The following is an 18,478-nucleotide window of genomic DNA, read 5'->3' as shown; positions in this document are numbered from 1 at the left end:
AGTTTCTTAAAATAAGTCTTGATTTAATATTATAATGCGAGCTAGCATTAAATATTGCTAGCCAAATCCAAGGTGTTCAATTTGATACCGTTCCTGGATCTGAAAGCCCAATATCGTCAAATCAAACCGGACATCGATGCCGCGGTGGCCAGAGTGGTCAGCAGCGGACACTTCGTGCTCGGTCCGGAGGTGACGGCCTTCGAGCGCCGCTTTGCGGAATATTGCCGGACCTCGCATTGCCTTGCGGTCAATAGTGGGACGTCGGCGCTCCATCTTGCCCTGCTGGCGGCGGGCGTTGGACCGGGTGATGAAGTGATCACGGTCTCCATGACCTTCGTGGCAACCACCGCGGCCATTCTCTACAGCGGCGCCAAACCCGTCTTTGTCGACGTTGACCCGGTCACGTGGACGATGGATCCTGGTCTGATCGAGGCTGCGATAACACCGCGAACCAAGGCCATCCTGCCGGTTCATCTCCATGGGCTGATGGCCGAGATGGATTCCATAATGTCGATCGCGCGGCGTTATGGTCTGGTCGTCATAGAGGACGCCGCGCAGGCACACGGCGCCGAATACCGGGGGCGGCGTGCTGGTTCGATCGGGGATCTGGGGTGCTTCAGCTTTTATCCTGGTAAGAATCTCGGGGCCTTCGGCGAGGGTGGGGCGGTTGTAACTGATCAGCCTGAATTCGCTCGCCGCGTGTCACTGCTGCGGGACTGGGGACAGGAGGCGAAGTACGACCACGTCATTGCCGGATACAATTATCGCATGGATGAGATCCAGAGCGCGGTACTGAATGTCAAGCTGGACTACATCGAGCGCTGGACCGAGGCCCGCCGCTCGCTGGCAGAACGATACAACGAACTGCTGTCTGAGCTCCCATTCGCGCGTCCTCAGCCGCCCCGGCACGCCCGCCACGTGTATCATGTCTATTCCGTCAGACTGCAACGGCGCGACGAAGCGCTGGCCATATTGCGGGACGCCGGCATCGGCGCAGGGATTCACTATCCCATCCCAGTGCATCTGCAAAAAGCCTATGCGGAACTCGGTTGTCGAGCTGGCGATCTGCCGGTAACTGAGAATCTTGCGAACGAATTTCTCTCCCTTCCCATCTATCCGGAGTTGCTGCCGGACGGGGCGGTCGCAGTTGTTTCCACTTTGAGGAACGCCGGAGCGTTGCGACCCACCCAGGCCGTCAGCGACCGATCGTTGCATTCACAAAACGTCTTAACGAGTTCCTGCAACAGGAGGGCGTCTTGATTGAGCTTAAGGGGAAGCGTGTTCTCGTCACCGGCGGAGCAGGATTCATCGGCTCCCACATCGTTGATCTGCTCTGCGATGAGGGGTGTATTGAGATCGTTGCCCTCGACAATATGGTAAGAGGCCGACCGGAAAATCTCCGGCGCGCGCTCGGACGCGGGCCGGTGAGACTGGTTCATGGCGACATACGCGATCGCAAGTTGATGGAAGCCTTGGTGAAGGCTGCTGATATCGTGTTTCACCAGGCCGCGCTGCGCATCACGCATTGCGCGGCGGAGCCGCGCCTGGCCAAGGAGGTCATGGTTGACGCCACCTATGATCTCCTTGAGCTGTGCATCAAGCACGACATCGAAAAGATCATCGCAGCGTCCTCTGCATCCGTCTATGGCATGGCAGAGGAGTTTCCGACAACCGAGCGGCAGAATCCGTACAACAACCGGACTCTCTATGGAGCAGCCAAGGCCTTCAACGAAGGCTTGCTACGCGCCTTCAATGACGTTTGCGGCCTTGATTACGTGGCATTCCGGTATTTCAACGTCTATGGCAGCCGGATGGATATCCACGGACGGTATACCGAGGTCTTGATCCGCTGGATGGAGCGGCTGGAGGCTGGATTACCTCCCGTTATCTTTGGTGACGGCTGTCAGACCATGGATTTCGTTCACGTCCGCGATGTCGCGCGCGCCAACATCCTCGCCGCCCGGGCGAAGATTAGCGATGAGGTCTTCAACGTCGGAAGTGGTACTGAAACCAGCCTGACAGAATTGGCTACGGTGCTTGCGTCGGTGATGGGACGCCGCGGCCTGACACCCGAATTCGCACCTGAGCGCTCGGTCAATCCGGTGCCGCGGCGGCTGGCATCGACGGGAAAAGCGGAGCGTCTGCTGGGGTTCCGCGCCACGGTCTCGCTTGAGCAGGGGCTCGCCGACCTCGTGAAATGGTGGCGATCAGAACGCGATGTCGCTTCGGACCGTCAGCGGCAGGCAGCGGCATCGTGATCCCGATCGCTATGCCGCTGCTCGCGGACGAGGAGGCCGATGCCGCGCGCGCCGTCGTGCTGTCGGGCTGGGTCTCGCAAGGTCCGCAGGTAGCTGCGTTTGAGGAGGAGTTCGCCGCACTTGTCGGGGCTCAGCACGCCTGCGCGGTTGCGAATTGCACGACCGCCCTGCAGCTCGCGTTGGCCGCGCTGGGCGTCGGCAGGGGGGATGAGGTGATCACGGTCAGCCATTCCTTCATAGCAACGGCGAACGTGATCCGATATCAGGGCGCCACCCCCGTCTTTGTCGACATCGAGCCCGAGACATATAACTTGGATTGCGATCGGCTGGCAGAAGCGATCACCGAGCGCACACGCGCGATCATCGCGGTCCATCAGATGGGCATGCCGTGCGACATGGCCGCGCTCGTGGCCGTGGCGCGTCGCCACGGGATCGCCCTGATCGAGGATGCGGCCTGTGCCGCGGGATCGCAGATCTGCATGAACGGGCAATGGGAAGCGATCGGCAAGCCGCATGGAGACATTGCCTGCTTCTCCTTTCATCCACGAAAGGTGATCACAACAGGTGAGGGGGGAATGCTCACCACCTCCGATCCCGAGCTCGATCGCAAGTTCAGGCTGCTACGTCAACACGGGATGAGCGTCCCGGATATCGTGCGTCACGGCTCGCAGCGTGTCATTTTCGAAGAGTACGTCCTCGTCGGCTACAACTATCGAATGACGGATATGCAGGCCGCGATCGGGCGCAAGCAGCTGGAGCGGCTTCCGCAGCTGATTGCGCGCCGGCGCGCGCTGGCATCGCGTTACGATCAATTGATTGGGAATATAGAGGGGCTGCGATTGCCGTTCGAACCGGAGTGGGCGCGATCGAATTGGCAGAGCTACTGTGTACGCTTGCCCGATCGATTGGATCAGCGGGCAACGATGCAATCGCTGCTCGACCAGGGCATCGCTACGCGGAGGGGCATCATGTGCTCGCATCGCGAGCCGCCCTACGCGGAGGCGAAGCCGTGCCATGATCTACGACAATCCGAGCTTGCTCAGGATCACGCGATCCTGCTCCCACTTTATGCGCAGATGGGCTCAGCGGACCAGGAGCGTATCGCCGACGCGGTCAAGAATGAACTTGCCCGTTGAATCTGGGCCATTGCGGCCGGTCAGGAATCGGTTTGCCGGGATACCTCACTTGCCGGATCCGGCGCGACTCTGACTGAACAAGGGGTGACGGCTCCTGCGGACAGCACCTGGGAGATTCGCGACCGATCATTATCGTCCTCCGCGGAAGCCAAACCCATCCAACGTTGATATTTTCGTTGTATCTTATAGCGGGCAAGGCTGGCAGCACATCGACCGGCATCTGTCAGTCGGCGCCCGCGCGCACTCTTGCCGCGCAGTGCGCGCAGATAGGTTTGCTCTATCGTCCTCGCCGCGTGTGCTAGGCTGAAGCGATTCTCCACCAGTCGTCGGCCGAAACTGCCAAGCTCCTGCCGAAGGGACGTTGATACGAGAACGACCTCAAGAGCCGACCGAAGTGCATCGGGGCCGGCACCACGCGAGCCTTTTCCCAGCCCATACCAACCCTGCTGCAGGAACTTCGGCGCACTCTCAGGCGTTAACAGCTCACTGAACCCGTCCTCGCCAATGATCACTAGCGGCTTGCCAAAAGCCATGCCGCGCAGCGCCGAACCACCTTGGCCGATAATGACATCCGCGGCAGCATAGCCGGGCCGGGGATCGGACATCTCGCCCACCAATATGACGGCGGTCCGGCCGAGTAGCGCATTTATTCTGGCCGCCCGCGCTTCGACGGTCGGGCGGGCCGGTCCATCACCTATGATCAATAACCGCACCGTACGACCATCGAGGCCCATTGCTCCGACGGCATCACACGCCGAGAGCAGGCCCTCCAGTTTCAGGTTCGGCACCAGCCGGCAGACCATCGCAATGACGATCTCGTCAGGTCCGAAATTCTGAGCGACGCGAAAACTCGTGCCATCGAGGAGGGGATGGTCAGATTTCGTATCCACTGGCGGCTCGAGCAGGGTGACATCTTGATGTCCTGCAGCGACGGCCGCGCGGCGGATCATCTCCGTGCCCACGGTCAGGGGAACACTGCGAGGTAGGAAAGAGGGAACGGACATCGACATGACCGTTCCCACCACGGCAGTTCGCGTCGATAGTCCAACGTTCAGAAAGGCCTCGACTATAGGGGGCCATTCGTGACCGTGCACTACGTCCACTCCGCCTTCGTTAACGATGTTGCGGAGCATCTGGCTGACACGCGGCGAGGGGCGGGCTCGATGCCGGGGAATTTCAATGTGTTCGAGGCCCGTCTCTCTTACCCTGTCCATAAGAGGCCCGGTCTCCGACGCCACAGTGACCTGATGGCCCAGGTCTCGAACCGCCTCGGCAAGCTGGACTGCGTTGAGCTGCGATCCACCCAGTTCCATGGAATGCGGATAGACCAGCACCTTCATGCGAGAGGTTCTCCGAGCGTCGCGCGATAATAATCCAAAATTAAATCACAATAATCTCGACCGATCCAATTTTATTATATACTCTGAGCTTATATTAAATTGGAAAATGGCTGGACGCCTCCACCGAGATCCCGGCGCAATGAACGAACATGCTGCCCAGCACATGACGAGCCCAACCAGCGGTACCGCGGTCCGCGTGCTGGTCGCGATTGCAAGCCATGGAACGTCGAATGACCGCTACCTCGAGCGGATCATTAGAGAGTACAGGTCGATGTCTTGCGCCATTGATATCGTGGTGTTGTCTAACATCGACAAGGGCCCGACGGCCGGGGCGGAATGCATTGTTGGCATGCCAACCAAGGACCCATGGTCCCTGCCGTTCGCACACAAGAAGCTCTTCGTGGAACGTCATAACCAGTACGATCTGTTCATCTATTCTGAAGACGATATTCTGATCACAGAGAAGAACATCCGTGCCTGGCTGGATGTAACGTCGATTCTGCCTGAAGACGAAGTAGCCGGATTTCTGCGGGTCGAATTCGCTGAAGACGGCCAGCGCAACTACCCTGACATCCACGCTCACTTTCACTGGGATCCCTCATCGGTCAGATGGCGTGGCGACTATATTCTGGCGCATTTTACCAACGAGCACGCCGCTTGCTTTGCTCTCACCCGGGAGCAGCTGGGCAAGGCGCTGCGTTCGGGCGGCTTCGACGTAGCTCCGCATCAGGGGAGGTATGATCTCGCCTGTTCGGCCGCCACGGATCCATACACCCAATGTGGTCTGAAGAAGCTGGTGCCAATCTCGCACCTGGACGATTTCACGGTCCATCACCTCACCAACCGGTATGTCGGCCGGATGGGGGTTGGACTGGACGAACTTGGCATGCAGAAGGAGATTCTGCTGGAGATCGCGCACGGCCGTCGCCTACCTTACTCGCTGCTTCCAACGGAGACGCGCCTTCGCCGCGCAAGTTTTTCCAAGAACTATTACGAACCCGAATCCGAGGAGTTGATCTCCCTCGTGCCGGTATCGGCACGCAGCGTTCTTTCACTCGGTTGTGGCTCTGGCAGAACAGAAAGGCGGCTGCAAGCGCGAGGTCTGCATGTCGCGGCGATCCCTCTGGATCCGGTAATTGCGGCTGGGCCCGCCAGGGACGGGATTGAGATGATCTACGCCGATCTGGATAGCATCGATTCCAATCGCGGCGCCTTCGATTGCATCCTCTGCCTCAATGTGTTGCATCTGGCTCCGGATCCACGAAAGCTGCTTCGGAAGCTGCAGACGTTCATGCACGAGCAGTCGATTGCAGTGATCCAGATGCCCAATACGATGTCCCCCAGGGGCATTCGTTCTTATCTCGGAGCGGGTCTCCAATCCGGGCGGCGCGGCAGATACGACGCTGCCGGCGCTCATTTTGCTTCGGCGCGCCGGCTGGCGAGGTGGTGCACCGACGCGGGGTTGCGAATTGAGAAGATGTTCGGAATTCCAGCGGATCGTGACGATGGATTGTTCGGCATGACCTCTAGGCTGAGTACCTTCGCACCGGAATTCGTTTCGCTTGGCCTTGCGGCTTCGATCGTCGTCACCGTCTCGGGCGGGATACCAAATGACGACGAGACGGCCGTATTTGCTGGCCTCCAGGATCAGAAGGCCGAGGTGGAGGGTCAGCATTTCGGCCAAAATGGACCGATTTAGTGCAGCTTAACATTGAATGTATCCGATAAAATGACAGCAGATCACGAAACGAGAGATCGATGATTCCGGTCAGGGCGACGACGATCGGTGATCGGCTGGCCGTCCTTTCGGCCCGAGGGCCCGGCTTTGATCAAATTCGACTTGCGGCCGCACTCGTGGTGGTTGGTCATCATGCTTGGTGGGGAGTGAACGACGTCCTTTATCGGTTCAGCGGTGGGTTCATCCAGCTTGGTTTATTTGCAGTCATCATCTTCTTTTGCGTCAGCGGCTTCCTGCTGGCGCCTGGCCTGGCCCGATCCGGCGATCTCGTCCGGTTCGGCGTAAATAGGGCGTTGCGCATCCTGCCTGCACTGTTCGTCGTCGTCATCACGTCCATGTTCGTGCTTGGGCCAGCCCTGACGACTTATTCCCTGGCTGAATACTTCGGTAGCGCCGAGCTCTACCTGTATCTGAAGAACGTTCTTACCCTGATGTCTCACTACCTGCCCGGCGTGATGCGGCATGGACAGGAGGTGCAGGTCAATGGACCGCTATGGACGCTCAATGTCGAAGTCTGGTCATATGCGATGCTGGCGGCGCTGAGCGTGGCCGGCTTTCTCCGCCAACGTGTGCTGACGGTGATCAGTTTCGCTCTGGTCTATCTCGCCTATGTTGGGCTGGCGCTCTCGCCATCGCTGCGTGCCGCCTGTCCGCAACGGCTCTTGGATTTCATCGGCCTCTTCGTCTACTTTATCGCTGGTACGAACCTCTACCTCTACCGTCAGACTATCCCGCTCTCCGGAATCGGAGCCGCAGTCGCCTCGGGATTCGCGTTGATTGGTCTTGCGAGCGGGATGGGTGCGGTGGCGCTGCCGCTGTGTGTACCGTACGTCGTAGTCTATCTCGGGCTCTCCGAGGTCACCAGCCGGGTGCCACTAAAGCACGATTTGTCCTACGGGGTATACCTGATCCATTCACCGGTCATATTGGCATTCCTGACGGTATTTGATCTCGCAGCCGGCTGGCCGCTGGCCTTGCTAGCGGGATCGGTAACTCTCATTCTGGCGTATGCCTCCTGGCGATTTGTCGAAGCGCCGGCGCTGAAGCAAAAGGCGTCGGTTTCGCGTTGGGTGTCATCGCACATTGCACGCACAGGCAGCGGACGAGGCGTTGAGAGTGAGCCAGCCGCGGGCCGTCATGAGCAGAGTAACAGTCTGACAGGAACAATCGGGGCCGGCGCAGCGGAGTGAAATGACACCAGCACCGGATCTCAGGTCGAGGCGATAGCGCGACGAGCGGCGAGAGGAGCGAAGCTGCTATGTGCAACGCATACCATGATGACGAACGTCAGGGGTTGGATCGGCAGCTGGATCTCTCCATCATTGTCGTGAGCTACAATACCCGCGAGATGACGCTCGACTGTTTGGCATCGATCGCCGCGGAGACGGTGACGGTAAGCTATGAGGTGATCGTCGTCGACAACAACTCTTCCGACCAGTCGGCCGCCGCAATTGCTCGCCAGTTTCCAGAGGTCAAGCTCATTGCACTAGACAGTAATGTCGGCTTTGCGCGCGCCAACAATCTGGCTGCAAAACAGGCGCGGGGCCGACGATTGCTCCTCCTCAATCCTGACACCATCATTCTCGATTGCGCGATCGATCGTCTTTTGGAGTTCGCCGACGCGAACGCTTCCTTTCACGTCTGGGGCGGCCGCACTGTCTTTCCGGATGGCAGCCTCAATCGCACCTCGTGCTTTCGAAGAATCAGTCTGTGGAATTTGTTGTGCTTCGCGCTGGGGCTTACCTACTTCGGTCGTCGCAATCCGATTCTCAATTCCGAGGCCTATGGCGGTTGGGACCGAGATACCTCGCGGCATGTCGACATCGTTACGGGGTGTTTTCTGCTGATCGACCGGCCGCTGTGGGAGAGGCTAGGCGGGTTCGACCCCACCTTTTTCATGTACGGAGAGGAAGCGGACCTTTGCCATCGCGCACGATCGCTCGGTGCGCGGCCTGCGATCACTCCTGAGGCGACCATTGTCCACTATGGCGGAGCATCGGACGTCGTGCCCGTCGACAAGAGAGTGAAGGTGTTCAAGGGGAGAATTACCCTGATCAACCGCCACTTTGGCTGGCCCGCGCGGACGATTGGGCAGGCGTTGCACCTGATCGTGCCGCTCACACGCTGGTACGGCTACAGCATGGCAGCCGCGTTGGCGCGCAATGCGGAATGGCAGGAGAATGCGGTGTACTGGGAAGCCGTCTGGAGGCGTCGGCGAGAGTGGGTTGGCGGTTACGAGGTACAGAGAGCCGAACTGGCATGAGGGCGTGGGACTGCGGCAGGTGAGAAGAACGATGAGATCCAATGGCGTAGCGGGACCTTGGCGGAGCTGGCGAGGAGCCGGAGAGCATGCGTTTGGACGCAAGCGTGCTAGGAGCGAAATTGCGCTCTACGCTGCCCGTGTAGCCGCTGCGGTCGCAGCGCTCCAAATCCCGGCCGGTGTGGTAGCTGAACCGAATAACCCGTCAAAGCCGGCATTCGCCTCAGAATGGCCGGACGCAAGCAACACGGGGCCGCCTCGTGATCTCAAGCTGAAGCCATCGGGTCCGCTCACGATTGCCGTGGCCGGCACGACAATTTCGGGACTGGACATTCAGGGCGGCGTAACGGTCAACGCCGACAACGTGACGATCGAGACGTCCCGCATCTCGGCCAAAGCGTGGGCCGTCATCAAGATCGATCCGCATCGGACAGGAATTGTCGTCAGGGATTGCTCGATCGACGGTCTAGGTGCCGGTCCCGATGGCAATGGAAACCAGGGCATCATGGGACAGGGCACGTTCCAACGTAACAATATCTTCAATGTCGAGAATGGAATCGTGCTGACCGGAAAGGACAATCTGATCGAAGGCAATTTCATTCACGATCTCAATGCCGGCGGAGCACCACACTACGACGGTATCCAGATCGATGGCGGCATCTCGGACACGGTCATCCGGCACAACACGATCATCAATTCGCATGGCGCGGCTGGCGCCATCATGATCGACAATGAGTTTGGCCCGGTCTCCAATATTGTGATCGAAGGCAATCTACTCGCAGGCGGCAGCTATACGATCTATTCGGACGGGAAGTTCAACGACAATCTGATATCGAGTGTTTCGATCACTGACAATCACATCGGGTCCGGACAGTATGGGCCAACCTTGTTTCGCAGAAATCGCCCCACCTATCTCCGGAATGCGACTGACGGCTGGCACCTGGTCCGCAATCTGAACGTTGGCAAGGTCGCGGGGCAGGAGGCGATCAGATGAAGCGCCCGCATGTGGCTGGCCAACCGCAGGGCCTGCCGGACCTGATGGGCTGCGTCAGCCCCTTCGGGGAGATCGCCTCATGAGCTATCCCAGCGATGCCTTCCTTGCGGGGCACGCGCGAATGCGCGCGACGGGGGCGGGGGTCCGGTCGACCTTTCCCCAACACATCAGTTGGGCCGTCCCACTCCTTCTCATGGGCATCGTCTTGCCATCGGGGCTGCAGGTGCTGATTGCGGGCGCAAAGCTAACGCCGACCAGGATAGCCCTCATACTCCTGCTGATGCCGGCGCTTGCGCAGTTATTGCAGCCCACTCGGCGGCTCCTGCTGTCGGACGGGTTGGCGGGGACGCTTGCGCTCGCCATGGTGGGAGCGGCCGCCTATGCCGCCGGACCTCAATCGGCGTTTTCCGCTGTTGCAGAGGCCCTCGACTTTGTCGGGGCTTATTTTGTCGCGCGAGCCTTCGTTCTGGAGCCGCCGGCGGTCCAGCAGTTCATTCGTCTGGTCAAGGCATTCACGGCGATTGCGATATGCGTTGCGGTAGCGGACGTGTTGACGGGGCATTGGGTCGTTCGCGAGATGGTGGCGACACTCATGCCGCAGCCTGATGCCATCGTGGACGACGGCACGTCGAGTGCAGATGGAGTGCGAGCGGGTCTGCGGCGCGCAATAGCGACATTCGACCATCCAATTCTCTATGGCGTGTTCTGTTCGCTGGCTGCGGCCATCGTGCTGTTCTCGACGACGAGCCCCATCGAGCGTCTGTCGTGGGCGTGTCTATGCTTCTTCGGCGGATTTCTGTCGCTATCTTCGGCCGCCGTCATGGGAATGGTCCTCGTCACGTCGAGCTACGCCTACGATCGGCTGTTGTGTCGCATCCCCTGGCGATGGCATCTCCTTTGGGCCGGGGCGGGCATGTTCCTGGTTGCCGTCACTTCTGTGACAAACAACCCTCTCAGCTGGCTGCTGTCCCACGCAACCCTGGAGCCTCAGACTGGATTCTATCGCCTCATGATCTGGGACGCAGTCTCTGCGCAGGTGTGGCAGTCGCCCTTGACCGGAGCGGGGTTCGTGACGTTCGGGTATTATCTGCTCGACCGAACCGTCGACAGCGTGTGGCTCGTCACGAGTCTGCATTACGGCGTACCGGTCACCATCCTCCTTATCGTCCTAAATCTCGCCGCGATGCTGCCTGTGCCCGGACTTCGTTCGACCGAGATTCAAAGGGGCTTTACGATCGCCTGCATGGTCTTCCTGTTCACAGGTTTGACGGTGCATTTCTGGAACTACATGTGGACGTTCTGGGGCGTCTGTATCGGAGTGCGTGCTTCGCTCAGGGAATGGCAGATGTTGGGAGTTCAAGATGAGTAATTTTGACGTGGCGCCATCGTCGACTGGGAGCATCAAGGGACGGTTGCGCCCCTATGTCTGGTCATTGCGCAGCGGGCTACGGACGATCCGCTTCCTGTTCGGACGATTTGAGAGATCTTGTCCGGTATGCGGGTATCGCGGCCGCTTCTTTGCATACGCAAATCCGCTGGCATTGGGGATCAACTTTGATTCGCTCTGTCCGAACTGTCTGTCACACGAGCGGCACCGGTTGTTGGCGCTCTGCGACGCCGAGCAGAACTTGTTTACGGGAAAGGATATTCTTCACTTCGCGCCTGAAACGGGAGTGACGAGGTATATAGAGGCGAGGAAGCCGCGCAGCTATCTCACCTGTGAATTCGGCGGGCGGGGCGCTGATCTCGACATCAACATCGAAAAGATCGATCTCGAGGATAACAGGTTCGATCTGATCATCTGCTGCCACATCCTGGAGCACGTGAACGATCGCCTGGCCATCCCCGAGCTATTCCGGATCCTGCGCAAGGGGGGCACCTTGGTCGCGATGATCCCGCTCATTGAAGGTTGGCAGGAGACGTTTGAGGATCGGTCGAGGCAGAGAACAGTAGAGGATCGGATTCTGTACTTTAATCAGCATGATCACGTCCGCTTCTTCGGTCGTGATTTCCGGCGCCGCCTGGAACGCGCGGGCTTCGTCGTTGATGAATATACCGCGGTCGAGCCGCAAGTTGCGCAATATGGGCTTATCCGGGGTGAGAAAGTATTTCTGTGCCGGAGGGCTTAGACGCCGGTAGCCCTTTGATTGGTCGCCGGCGAAAACGATCCGGGGTTGGGCGGCAGCTCTTGCCGCCGACTCTCGTCCGAGCCGTTATTTGAGGCGACTCCTTCTCCTGTTCTGCGCTCGAGCGAAGTCGAAGCGATCACACCCCATCATTGAAGTTCATTCACTGCGTCATCTTGGGCGTCGCCAATCACGACGACCATGTGCGGAGTATCGTGCTGCATCGACGATTCGCGCGCTCCATTTAATAATGCGCTAACACGTTTATTTACATCGTTGGTTTATTTAATGCGCGGCGGTCGATGAAATTGGTCTTCGCGCCTGCTCGTCAATCGTGCTCGTCGTCTCGGTCGCTAGCTGGAGCGATTTTTCTGTGAAGTGCACGACGGGGGTATTTTACGCCAATCTGATCGCCGCTAAAACGAAATCGCTTTTGATTCCCGTGGCGTAGATTTTTGCACCGCATTTCCGAAAACAAGAATCTGGCGGTGTTTGCGGCGAAATGACCTTGGCGGAGCCGTGGTCTTGTCAAAAAAAGGCCTTCTGCTGACGACCATTAACGCCGCGCAAGCACGTCGTCGGCGTATTTCGATCGCGATTAAATCGCGAGTGTAGATCCGCAATAAATGCTGACGGCGATTAACGGGGAATAATACACAAAAGACGGAGAGGCAATTTTGGCTACCACAACGAATGCATGGCCTGACGCAACGAACACCGGCGTGCCTGCGGGGGTAACGCTCACTCCTTCGGGAGACGTGGTGATTACGCAGGCAGGAGCGGTGGTTTCGGGACTCAACATCACCGGAAGCGTCTACATCAAGGCAGACAACGTTACGCTTGAGAACTGCAAGATCACGTCGGGCGGATGGGCCGGGGTGACCATCGATTCCGGAGTCACGGGCGCAGTCGTCCAGAATTGCACCATCGATGGTACCGGCCGGGCACCGGATGGCACGGGCAATCAGGGCATCATGGGGAGCGGCACGTTCATCGGAAATAACATCTTCAACGTGGAGAATGGCATCGTTCCCGGGAGCAACTCCGTCATCCAGGGCAACTACATCCACGATCTCCAGGCAGGCGGGTCGCCTCACTATGACGGCATCCAGATCGATGGAGGCCTCTCCAACATTCAGATCACCGGCAATTCGATCATCAACCAGTGGGGGTGGACCTCGGCGGTCATGATCGACAACGGCTTCGGGCCGGTCTCGAATGTCACAGTCACCAACAACCTGCTAACTGGTGGCGCCTACACTGTATACGCGGACTCCAATCTGGGCACCGCCTCGATCACCGGTGTGTCGTTCACCAACAATCACGTTGGTGGCGCGCAGTACGGCGACGCGTTGATCCGCGGGAACAATTCGGTGTTCACCGGGAATTACACGGACGGCGCGCAGCTGGCGTCGACGCTCAATACGTCGGCAAATAGCGGTACAACGACCTCACCGACAATGCCCCCCGCAACGCCCGAAGTCCCGGCAGCGCCGGGCATCGCATCCTGGTCACCCGATACGGGCAAGACTGGCGACGGCATCACGGACGCCAATCAGATCACTCTGCACGGCACCGCCGCGGCTGGCAGCACCGTGAAAGTCTATGACGGTTCGACGCAGATCGGTACGGCGACCGCGACTTCGGCCGGAAGCTGGGACTATATCACCAAGGTCTTGACCGATGCTAAGCACACGCTGACGGCGACCGCGACCAACTCGTCGGGTCAAACCAGCGCGGCATCGGCTGCGGTGGCGGTCACCGTCGACACCAAGGCGCCAGCTGCACCGACGATCGCGAGCGACACCGTCAACGCTGCCAACCAAGTCGTTCTGTCGGGGGCTGCCGAAGCGAACAGCGCGATCAAGGTGTTTGACGGAACGACCCAGATCGGGACGGCGACAACCAACTCGAGCGGTGCGTGGAGCGTCACGACGTCTGCGTTGTCGGCCGGTTCGCACGCCCTGACGGCGAAAGCGACCGACGTTGCCGGCAACGTCAGTGCTGCGTCGACGGCCGTGGATGCGGTCATTGGTTCTGGGACGACGGGCTCCACCGGCTCGGGCACATCGGGCACGGGCACCACAGCGCCCGCCGCGCCGAAAATCGCCTCGTTCTCAAACGATACCGGCACTGCCGGTGATCACATCACGAGCGACAAGACGCTGACCCTGGCCGGGACTGCGGTTGCCAACAGCACGGTCAAGGTGCTCGACGGCGCCACCCAGCTCGGCACGGCCACGGCGGATGCGAATGGAGCGTGGCACTACACCACCGCCGCGCTGCCGGACGGCAAGCACAGCTTCACTGCGACCGACACGGTCTCTGGCGTCACCAGCAAGGCATCGACTGCGCTGGACGTGACGGTGGATACCGCTGCCCCCGATGCCCCGGTGCTGTTGAGCGATCCGACCACGCATAACCGCGCCACGGTCTCCGGGACGGCGGAAGCCGGCAGCTTGATCAAGCTCTACGAGGGCGCGACCCTGCTTGGCACGACGACCGTTGCAAGTGACGGTGACTGGAGCGTGACGACCCCGAATCTCAAGCACGGGTCACACACCTTCACCGCGACAGCGACCGACGCAGCCGGCAACACCAGCGCCTTGTCGCAGCCGATCGATCCGCCGATCGGCTCGCACAGCGGTGGCGGCACCTCGACGGTGGAAGTCACCAATGTACGCCAGCACTCGGATTACACCGCGACGATCAAGGGCACGGCCGATCCCAACAGCGAGATCAAGCTGTATGACGGCTCGACCTCGGTCGGTTCGTCCACGACGGACGCCGACGGCAAGTGGAGCTTCCAGACCTCCGACCTGTCGGGTAAGTCCCACGCCTTTACCGCGGAGCAGGTCGACACCGCAGACCACGTGGTCGGAACCAGCTCGGGCGCGGCGATGATCGGCTCGGGCCGCAGCGACACGCTGACTGGCACCACCGGCAACGATGTCATGGTTGGCAAAGCGGGAGCGGACACGTTCCAGTTTGCGTCGAACTTCGGCCAGGACGTTATCAAGGACTTCGCTGCCCGCGGACCTAGTCACGACACGATCGAGTTCAGCAAAAGCGTATTCGACAGTTTTGCGAGCGTTCTCTCCCACGCGGCCCAGTCGGGCCACGACGTCGTCATCGCGACGGGGAGCGACACCCTCACGCTGAAGAACACGCAGCTCGACAAGCTGAACAGCCACGACTTCCACTTCGCGTAGGGGACGGCTCGTCAGACAAAAATTGGTACTCAACAATTGCCTTGGGGGATCTCTCAGGGGATCCCCCGCATAGGCATGACTAAAGGGCAGGTGTCATGACTGATACTGGACGGCGGGGGATAATTCCCCCGCCCGCGAATCTTTATCGAATCCCAATTATGCATTTGTCAGGACTGTGGTCGGCCGGGCGCCGGCTGGCGAATGAGGCCGAACCCCCGACGTCGCGGCTCGTCGGCTGGGCAAGGCGCTTCGTTGAAGCCCTTCGGAAACGGATATTCGTCGGTCGTTTCCGGCCGATGGAGAGCTATGAGGAGCCGCAGTCAGAGATGTCCGCATTCCTGCGGTCTTGCCGCAGGATATTCTGGGCGCTCGCGGCCTTCAGCGGCATGAGCAATCTCCTCATGCTCACCGGCTCGTTCTTCATGCTGCAAGTCTATGATCGCGTGCTGCCCGGGCGCAGCATACCGACTTTGGTCGCCTTGATGGTTCTGGCTACGGTCCTTTACCTGTTTCAGGGTGGGCTGGACTTCGTCAGGAGCAGGATCAGCGCGCGGGTCGGCCGGTATTTTGATGAACGGCTCGGCATTCGCATATTCGATGCGCTTGTTCGCCTGCCTTTGAAGACCAGGGCCGATGGCGACGGCTTGCAGCCGGTGCGGGATCTTGATCAGGTCCGCAGCTTCCTGTCGAGCGGCGGGCCGACGGCGCTCTTCGATCTGCCCTGGATGCCGATCTATCTCGGCGTTTGCTTTCTTTTTCACTTTTGGATCGGCGTCACCGCGTTGACCGGCGCGCTGGTGCTCGTCGGCATCACGATGCTCACGGAGACTCGGACGCGGGGGCCGGCAAGAGCATCCTCGCGTCTCGCAGTTTCGCGAACGGCATTGGCGCTCGAGGGCCGACGAAATGCCGAAGTTCTGCAAGCCATGGGCATGCGGCAGCAGGCGGCGCTGCGGTGGCGGGATGTCAACGCGAAGTATCTCGCAGCCCATGAGCGCGCCAGCGATGTCGCAAACAGCCTCGGAGGCGCCTCCAAGATCTTCCGGGCGATCCTGCAATCGCTGGTTCTTGCCGTTGGCGCAGTCCTTGTCATCAACCAGGAATCGACGGCCGGCATCATCATTGCCGGGTCGATCCTCAGCGCGCGGGCCTTGGCGCCCGTCGAACTGGCCATTGCGAACTGGAAAGGGTTCGTCGCCGCGCGGCAGTCGGGACAACGGCTCGATGCTTTGCTGAAGCTTCTGCCTACCGAGGAAGAACGGCTGGCACTGCCTCCTCCTGTTCAAGCTCTCACCGTCGAGCATCTCTCTATTGGCGCGCCGAACTCGGAGAGGCCCACCGTCAATGAAGTGTCGTTCCAACTGCGGAGCGGGCAGGCTGTCGGAATCATTGGACCGAGCGGATCCGGAAAATCGACACTCGTCCGAGCGCTGGTGGGTGTATGGCCGTGCATTCGAGGCCGGATACGGCTGGACAACGCCGCACTGGAGCACTGGTCTTCGGACGCCCTCGGCAAGCACATTGGTTACCTTCCCCAGGATGTCGAATTGTTCGACGGCAGCATTGCGATGAACATTGCGCGGTTCGATCCGCAGGCCACGGCCGCCGCAGTGCTGGAGGCCGCGCATGCCGCGGGTGCGCACGATCTGATCCTTTCGCTTCCGGATGGGTACGGCACGAAAATCGGCGAGGGGGGATTGGCGCTGTCGGCTGGGCAGCGGCAGCGTATCGGGCTCGCACGTGCCTTCTACGGCGAGCCGTTCCTGGTCGTGCTCGATGAGCCCTCGTCAAATCTCGATGCCGAGGGCGAAGAGGCGCTGACCGAGGCGATCCTAAAGGTGCGCCGCCGCGGCGGGATAGTCGTCGTTGTCGCCCATCGACCAAAGGCGCTTGAAGCCGTAGACCATGTCTTGTGCCTTGGGGAGGGCAGGGTTCAGTCCTTCGGAAAGAGAGAGGAGGTCCTTAAGAAGGTCTTGCGGAATCCCGTGCCGCTCAAGGTGGTGGCGGAAGCTCAAGGAGGCAGCCGATGAGCGGCATGGTGGCGCCGGCGATGCAATCGATCCAGCGTTACATGATCGTCGGTATGATCATGTTGGGTCTGGTCACTTTTGGGATCGGCGGTTGGGCAACGACAAGCCAATTGGCGGGCGCGGTGATCGCTCAAGGCGTCGTCGTGGTGGATTCGAGCGTCAAGAAGGTTCAGCACGCCACCGGCGGAATCGTGGGAGAGTTGCGCGTGCGCCAGGGCGATCGGGTCAAGGCGGGCGACATTTTGATCCGTCTCGACGAGACGCAGACGCTCGCAAATGCGACGATCGTCACCAATAGCATCGATGAGCTGCTGGCGCGGCAGGCGCGCCTCGAGGCCGAGCGCGATGGTGCCGAGCAGGTCGTGTTTCCAAAATTGCTGCTCGATCGGGCCAGGGAGAGCAACTCCGAGGCGAGCCGTGCGATCACCGCGGAGCGGAAGCTGTTCGACCTTCGCCGTCAGGCGAGGAGCGGCCAAAAAGCGCAACTGCAGGAGAAAGGCGCGCAGCTGGAAAACGAAATCAAGGGCTATACGGGTCAGACCGAGGCCAAGCAGAAGGAAGTCGAATTCATCCGCCAGGAGCTTGAGGGTGTGCGCAGCCTCTGGCAGAAGAATCTGGTGCCGATCACGCGGCTCAATTCCCTCGAGCGCGACTCCGCCCGCATCGAAGGCGAGCGCAGCCAGCTCGCAGGAATGATCGCTCAGTCGAAGGGCAAGATCTCCGAAATCGGACTCCAGATCATTCAGATCGACCAAGACCTCCGAACGGAGGTCGGCAAGGACCTGATCGAAACGCGCTCGAAACTCTCCGAGCTGGGCGAGCGCAAGACAGCGGCGGTCGACCAGTTGAATCGCGTCGATATCAGGGCGCCGCAATCCGGCCGCGTCCATGAGCTCAGCGTCCATACGGTCGGAGGGGTGATATCTCCTGGCGAGCAAATCATGCTGATCGTCCCCGATGCGGACTCGCTTGCGGTCGAGGTCAAGATCGCACCGAAGGATATCGACCAGGTCTATGTGGGGCAGACTGCGACAATGCGCTTCGCAGCCTTCAACCAGAAGACCACGCCCGAAATTGATGGCGAGGTCAGCATGGTCTCGGCAGACATCACGCAGGATCAGCGTGCCGGCACGAGTTACTACACAGGCCGCGTCCTGCTGAAGCCGGAAGCGCTCGCGGAGCTCGGGGCCGCAAAGTTGCTGCCCGGCATGCCAGTCGAGGTCTTCATCAAGACGGCAGGCCGGACCGCGCTTTCATACCTGCTGAAGCCGCTGCAGGATCAGGCCGGGAGGGCGTTCAAGGAGCGCTGAGTTGGTGCAAGATGGCAGTAGCGCTCGACTGCATGGATCGGGGACCGGCGTGTTTTCCCTGCGCGTCGGTGTTG

13 protein-coding genes are annotated in these 18,478 nt (G+C 60.1%); 12 read left to right on the top strand and 1 reads right to left on the bottom strand.

Annotated elements, in window-relative coordinates; all coding sequences use genetic code 11:
• Positions 1-81: 81 nt before the first annotated feature.
• The 3 genes from XH83_RS20400 to XH83_RS20390 are packed head-to-tail and all read left to right on the top strand — an operon-like array spanning position 82 to position 3,394.
• Positions 82-1,260, top strand: coding sequence for a DegT/DnrJ/EryC1/StrS aminotransferase family protein (locus tag XH83_RS20400; RefSeq protein ID WP_194408338.1), 1,179 nt, complete (start codon positions 82-84; stop codon positions 1,258-1,260).
• A complete protein-coding gene (locus XH83_RS20395) occupies positions 1,257-2,258 on the top strand; it encodes an NAD-dependent epimerase/dehydratase family protein (protein ID WP_194402577.1) in 1,002 nt (333 codons plus the stop codon). The genes XH83_RS20400 and XH83_RS20395 overlap by 4 nt, the downstream gene beginning before the upstream one ends.
• Complete coding sequence (locus tag XH83_RS20390; RefSeq protein ID WP_194402576.1) at positions 2,198-3,394, top strand: DegT/DnrJ/EryC1/StrS aminotransferase family protein; 1,197 nt, start codon at positions 2,198-2,200, stop codon at positions 3,392-3,394. Before XH83_RS20395 ends, XH83_RS20390 begins: the two co-directional genes overlap by 61 nt.
• Before the next feature lie 20 nt (positions 3,395-3,414).
• Here the strand turns inward: XH83_RS20390 and XH83_RS20385 are convergent, their stop codons facing one another.
• Entirely contained in the window at positions 3,415-4,734 is a 1,320-nt protein-coding gene (locus XH83_RS20385; protein WP_194402575.1) for a glycosyltransferase family 4 protein, read from the bottom strand.
• Between the two features lie 139 nt (positions 4,735-4,873).
• Between XH83_RS20385 and XH83_RS20380 the strand changes: the two genes are divergently transcribed.
• The 9 genes from XH83_RS20380 to XH83_RS20340 all read left to right on the top strand — a co-directional run bounded on the left by XH83_RS20380 (position 4,874) and on the right by XH83_RS20340 (position 18,404).
• Positions 4,874-6,433, top strand: a complete 1,560-nt coding sequence (locus XH83_RS20380; protein WP_246776276.1) for a bifunctional 2-polyprenyl-6-hydroxyphenol methylase/3-demethylubiquinol 3-O-methyltransferase UbiG — start codon at positions 4,874-4,876, stop codon at positions 6,431-6,433.
• 59 nt (positions 6,434-6,492) lie between these two features.
• Positions 6,493-7,662: an acyltransferase gene (locus tag XH83_RS20375; protein ID WP_194402574.1), complete on the top strand. Its 1,170-nt coding sequence runs from the start codon at positions 6,493-6,495 to the stop codon at positions 7,660-7,662.
• A gap of 68 nt (positions 7,663-7,730) precedes the next feature.
• The gene (locus XH83_RS20370; protein WP_194402573.1) at positions 7,731-8,735 is read left to right on the top strand and encodes a glycosyltransferase family 2 protein; all 1,005 of its coding nucleotides are present in this window, start codon (positions 7,731-7,733) and stop codon (positions 8,733-8,735) included.
• Between the two features lie 31 nt (positions 8,736-8,766).
• Complete coding sequence (locus XH83_RS20365) at positions 8,767-9,726, top strand: right-handed parallel beta-helix repeat-containing protein (protein WP_194402572.1); 960 nt, start codon at positions 8,767-8,769, stop codon at positions 9,724-9,726.
• Positions 9,727-9,805: 79 nt separating this feature from the next.
• Positions 9,806-11,095 (top strand): O-antigen ligase, encoded by a 1,290-nt coding sequence (locus tag XH83_RS20360; RefSeq protein ID WP_194402571.1) that lies wholly within the window; start codon positions 9,806-9,808, stop codon positions 11,093-11,095.
• Positions 11,088-11,855: a methyltransferase domain-containing protein gene (locus tag XH83_RS20355; RefSeq protein WP_194402570.1), complete on the top strand. Its 768-nt coding sequence runs from the start codon at positions 11,088-11,090 to the stop codon at positions 11,853-11,855. The genes XH83_RS20360 and XH83_RS20355 overlap by 8 nt, the downstream gene beginning before the upstream one ends.
• A 674-nt stretch (positions 11,856-12,529) precedes the next feature.
• Positions 12,530-15,064: an Ig-like domain-containing protein gene (locus tag XH83_RS20350; protein ID WP_194402569.1), complete on the top strand. Its 2,535-nt coding sequence runs from the start codon at positions 12,530-12,532 to the stop codon at positions 15,062-15,064.
• 326 nt (positions 15,065-15,390) lie between these two features.
• Positions 15,391-17,094 (top strand): type I secretion system permease/ATPase, encoded by a 1,704-nt coding sequence (locus tag XH83_RS20345; protein ID WP_194402568.1) that lies wholly within the window; start codon positions 15,391-15,393, stop codon positions 17,092-17,094.
• Positions 17,091-18,404, top strand: a complete 1,314-nt coding sequence (locus XH83_RS20340; protein ID WP_194402567.1) for an HlyD family type I secretion periplasmic adaptor subunit — start codon at positions 17,091-17,093, stop codon at positions 18,402-18,404. Before XH83_RS20345 ends, XH83_RS20340 begins: the two co-directional genes overlap by 4 nt.
• Positions 18,405-18,478 lie beyond the last annotated feature (74 nt).

Source organism: Bradyrhizobium sp. CCBAU 53351, assembly GCF_015291745.1.
GTDB lineage: Bacteria > Pseudomonadota > Alphaproteobacteria > Rhizobiales > Xanthobacteraceae > Bradyrhizobium.
Note: the sequence above shows the minus strand (reverse complement) of the source record. Positions and strands in the feature narration are given on the sequence as shown.

Bases quoted from the DNA above. Each gene is read 5' to 3' on its own strand.
- XH83_RS20390 (WP_194402576.1), top strand. From the start codon at position 2,198: ATGGTGGCGATCAGAACGCGATGTCGCTTCGGACCGTCAGCGGCAGGC.
- XH83_RS20385 (WP_194402575.1), bottom strand. From the start codon at position 4,734: ATGAAGGTGCTGGTCTATCCGCATTCCATGGAACTGGGTGGATCGCAG.
- XH83_RS20380 (WP_246776276.1), top strand. From the start codon at position 4,874: ATGAACGAACATGCTGCCCAGCACATGACGAGCCCAACCAGCGGTACC.
- XH83_RS20375 (WP_194402574.1), top strand. From the start codon at position 6,493: ATGATTCCGGTCAGGGCGACGACGATCGGTGATCGGCTGGCCGTCCTT.
- XH83_RS20370 (WP_194402573.1), top strand. From the start codon at position 7,731: ATGTGCAACGCATACCATGATGACGAACGTCAGGGGTTGGATCGGCAG.
- XH83_RS20365 (WP_194402572.1), top strand. From the start codon at position 8,767: ATGAGATCCAATGGCGTAGCGGGACCTTGGCGGAGCTGGCGAGGAGCC.
- XH83_RS20360 (WP_194402571.1), top strand. From the start codon at position 9,806: ATGAGCTATCCCAGCGATGCCTTCCTTGCGGGGCACGCGCGAATGCGC.
- XH83_RS20355 (WP_194402570.1), top strand. From the start codon at position 11,088: ATGAGTAATTTTGACGTGGCGCCATCGTCGACTGGGAGCATCAAGGGA.
- XH83_RS20345 (WP_194402568.1), top strand. From the start codon at position 15,391: ATGTCCGCATTCCTGCGGTCTTGCCGCAGGATATTCTGGGCGCTCGCG.
- XH83_RS20340 (WP_194402567.1), top strand. From the start codon at position 17,091: ATGAGCGGCATGGTGGCGCCGGCGATGCAATCGATCCAGCGTTACATG.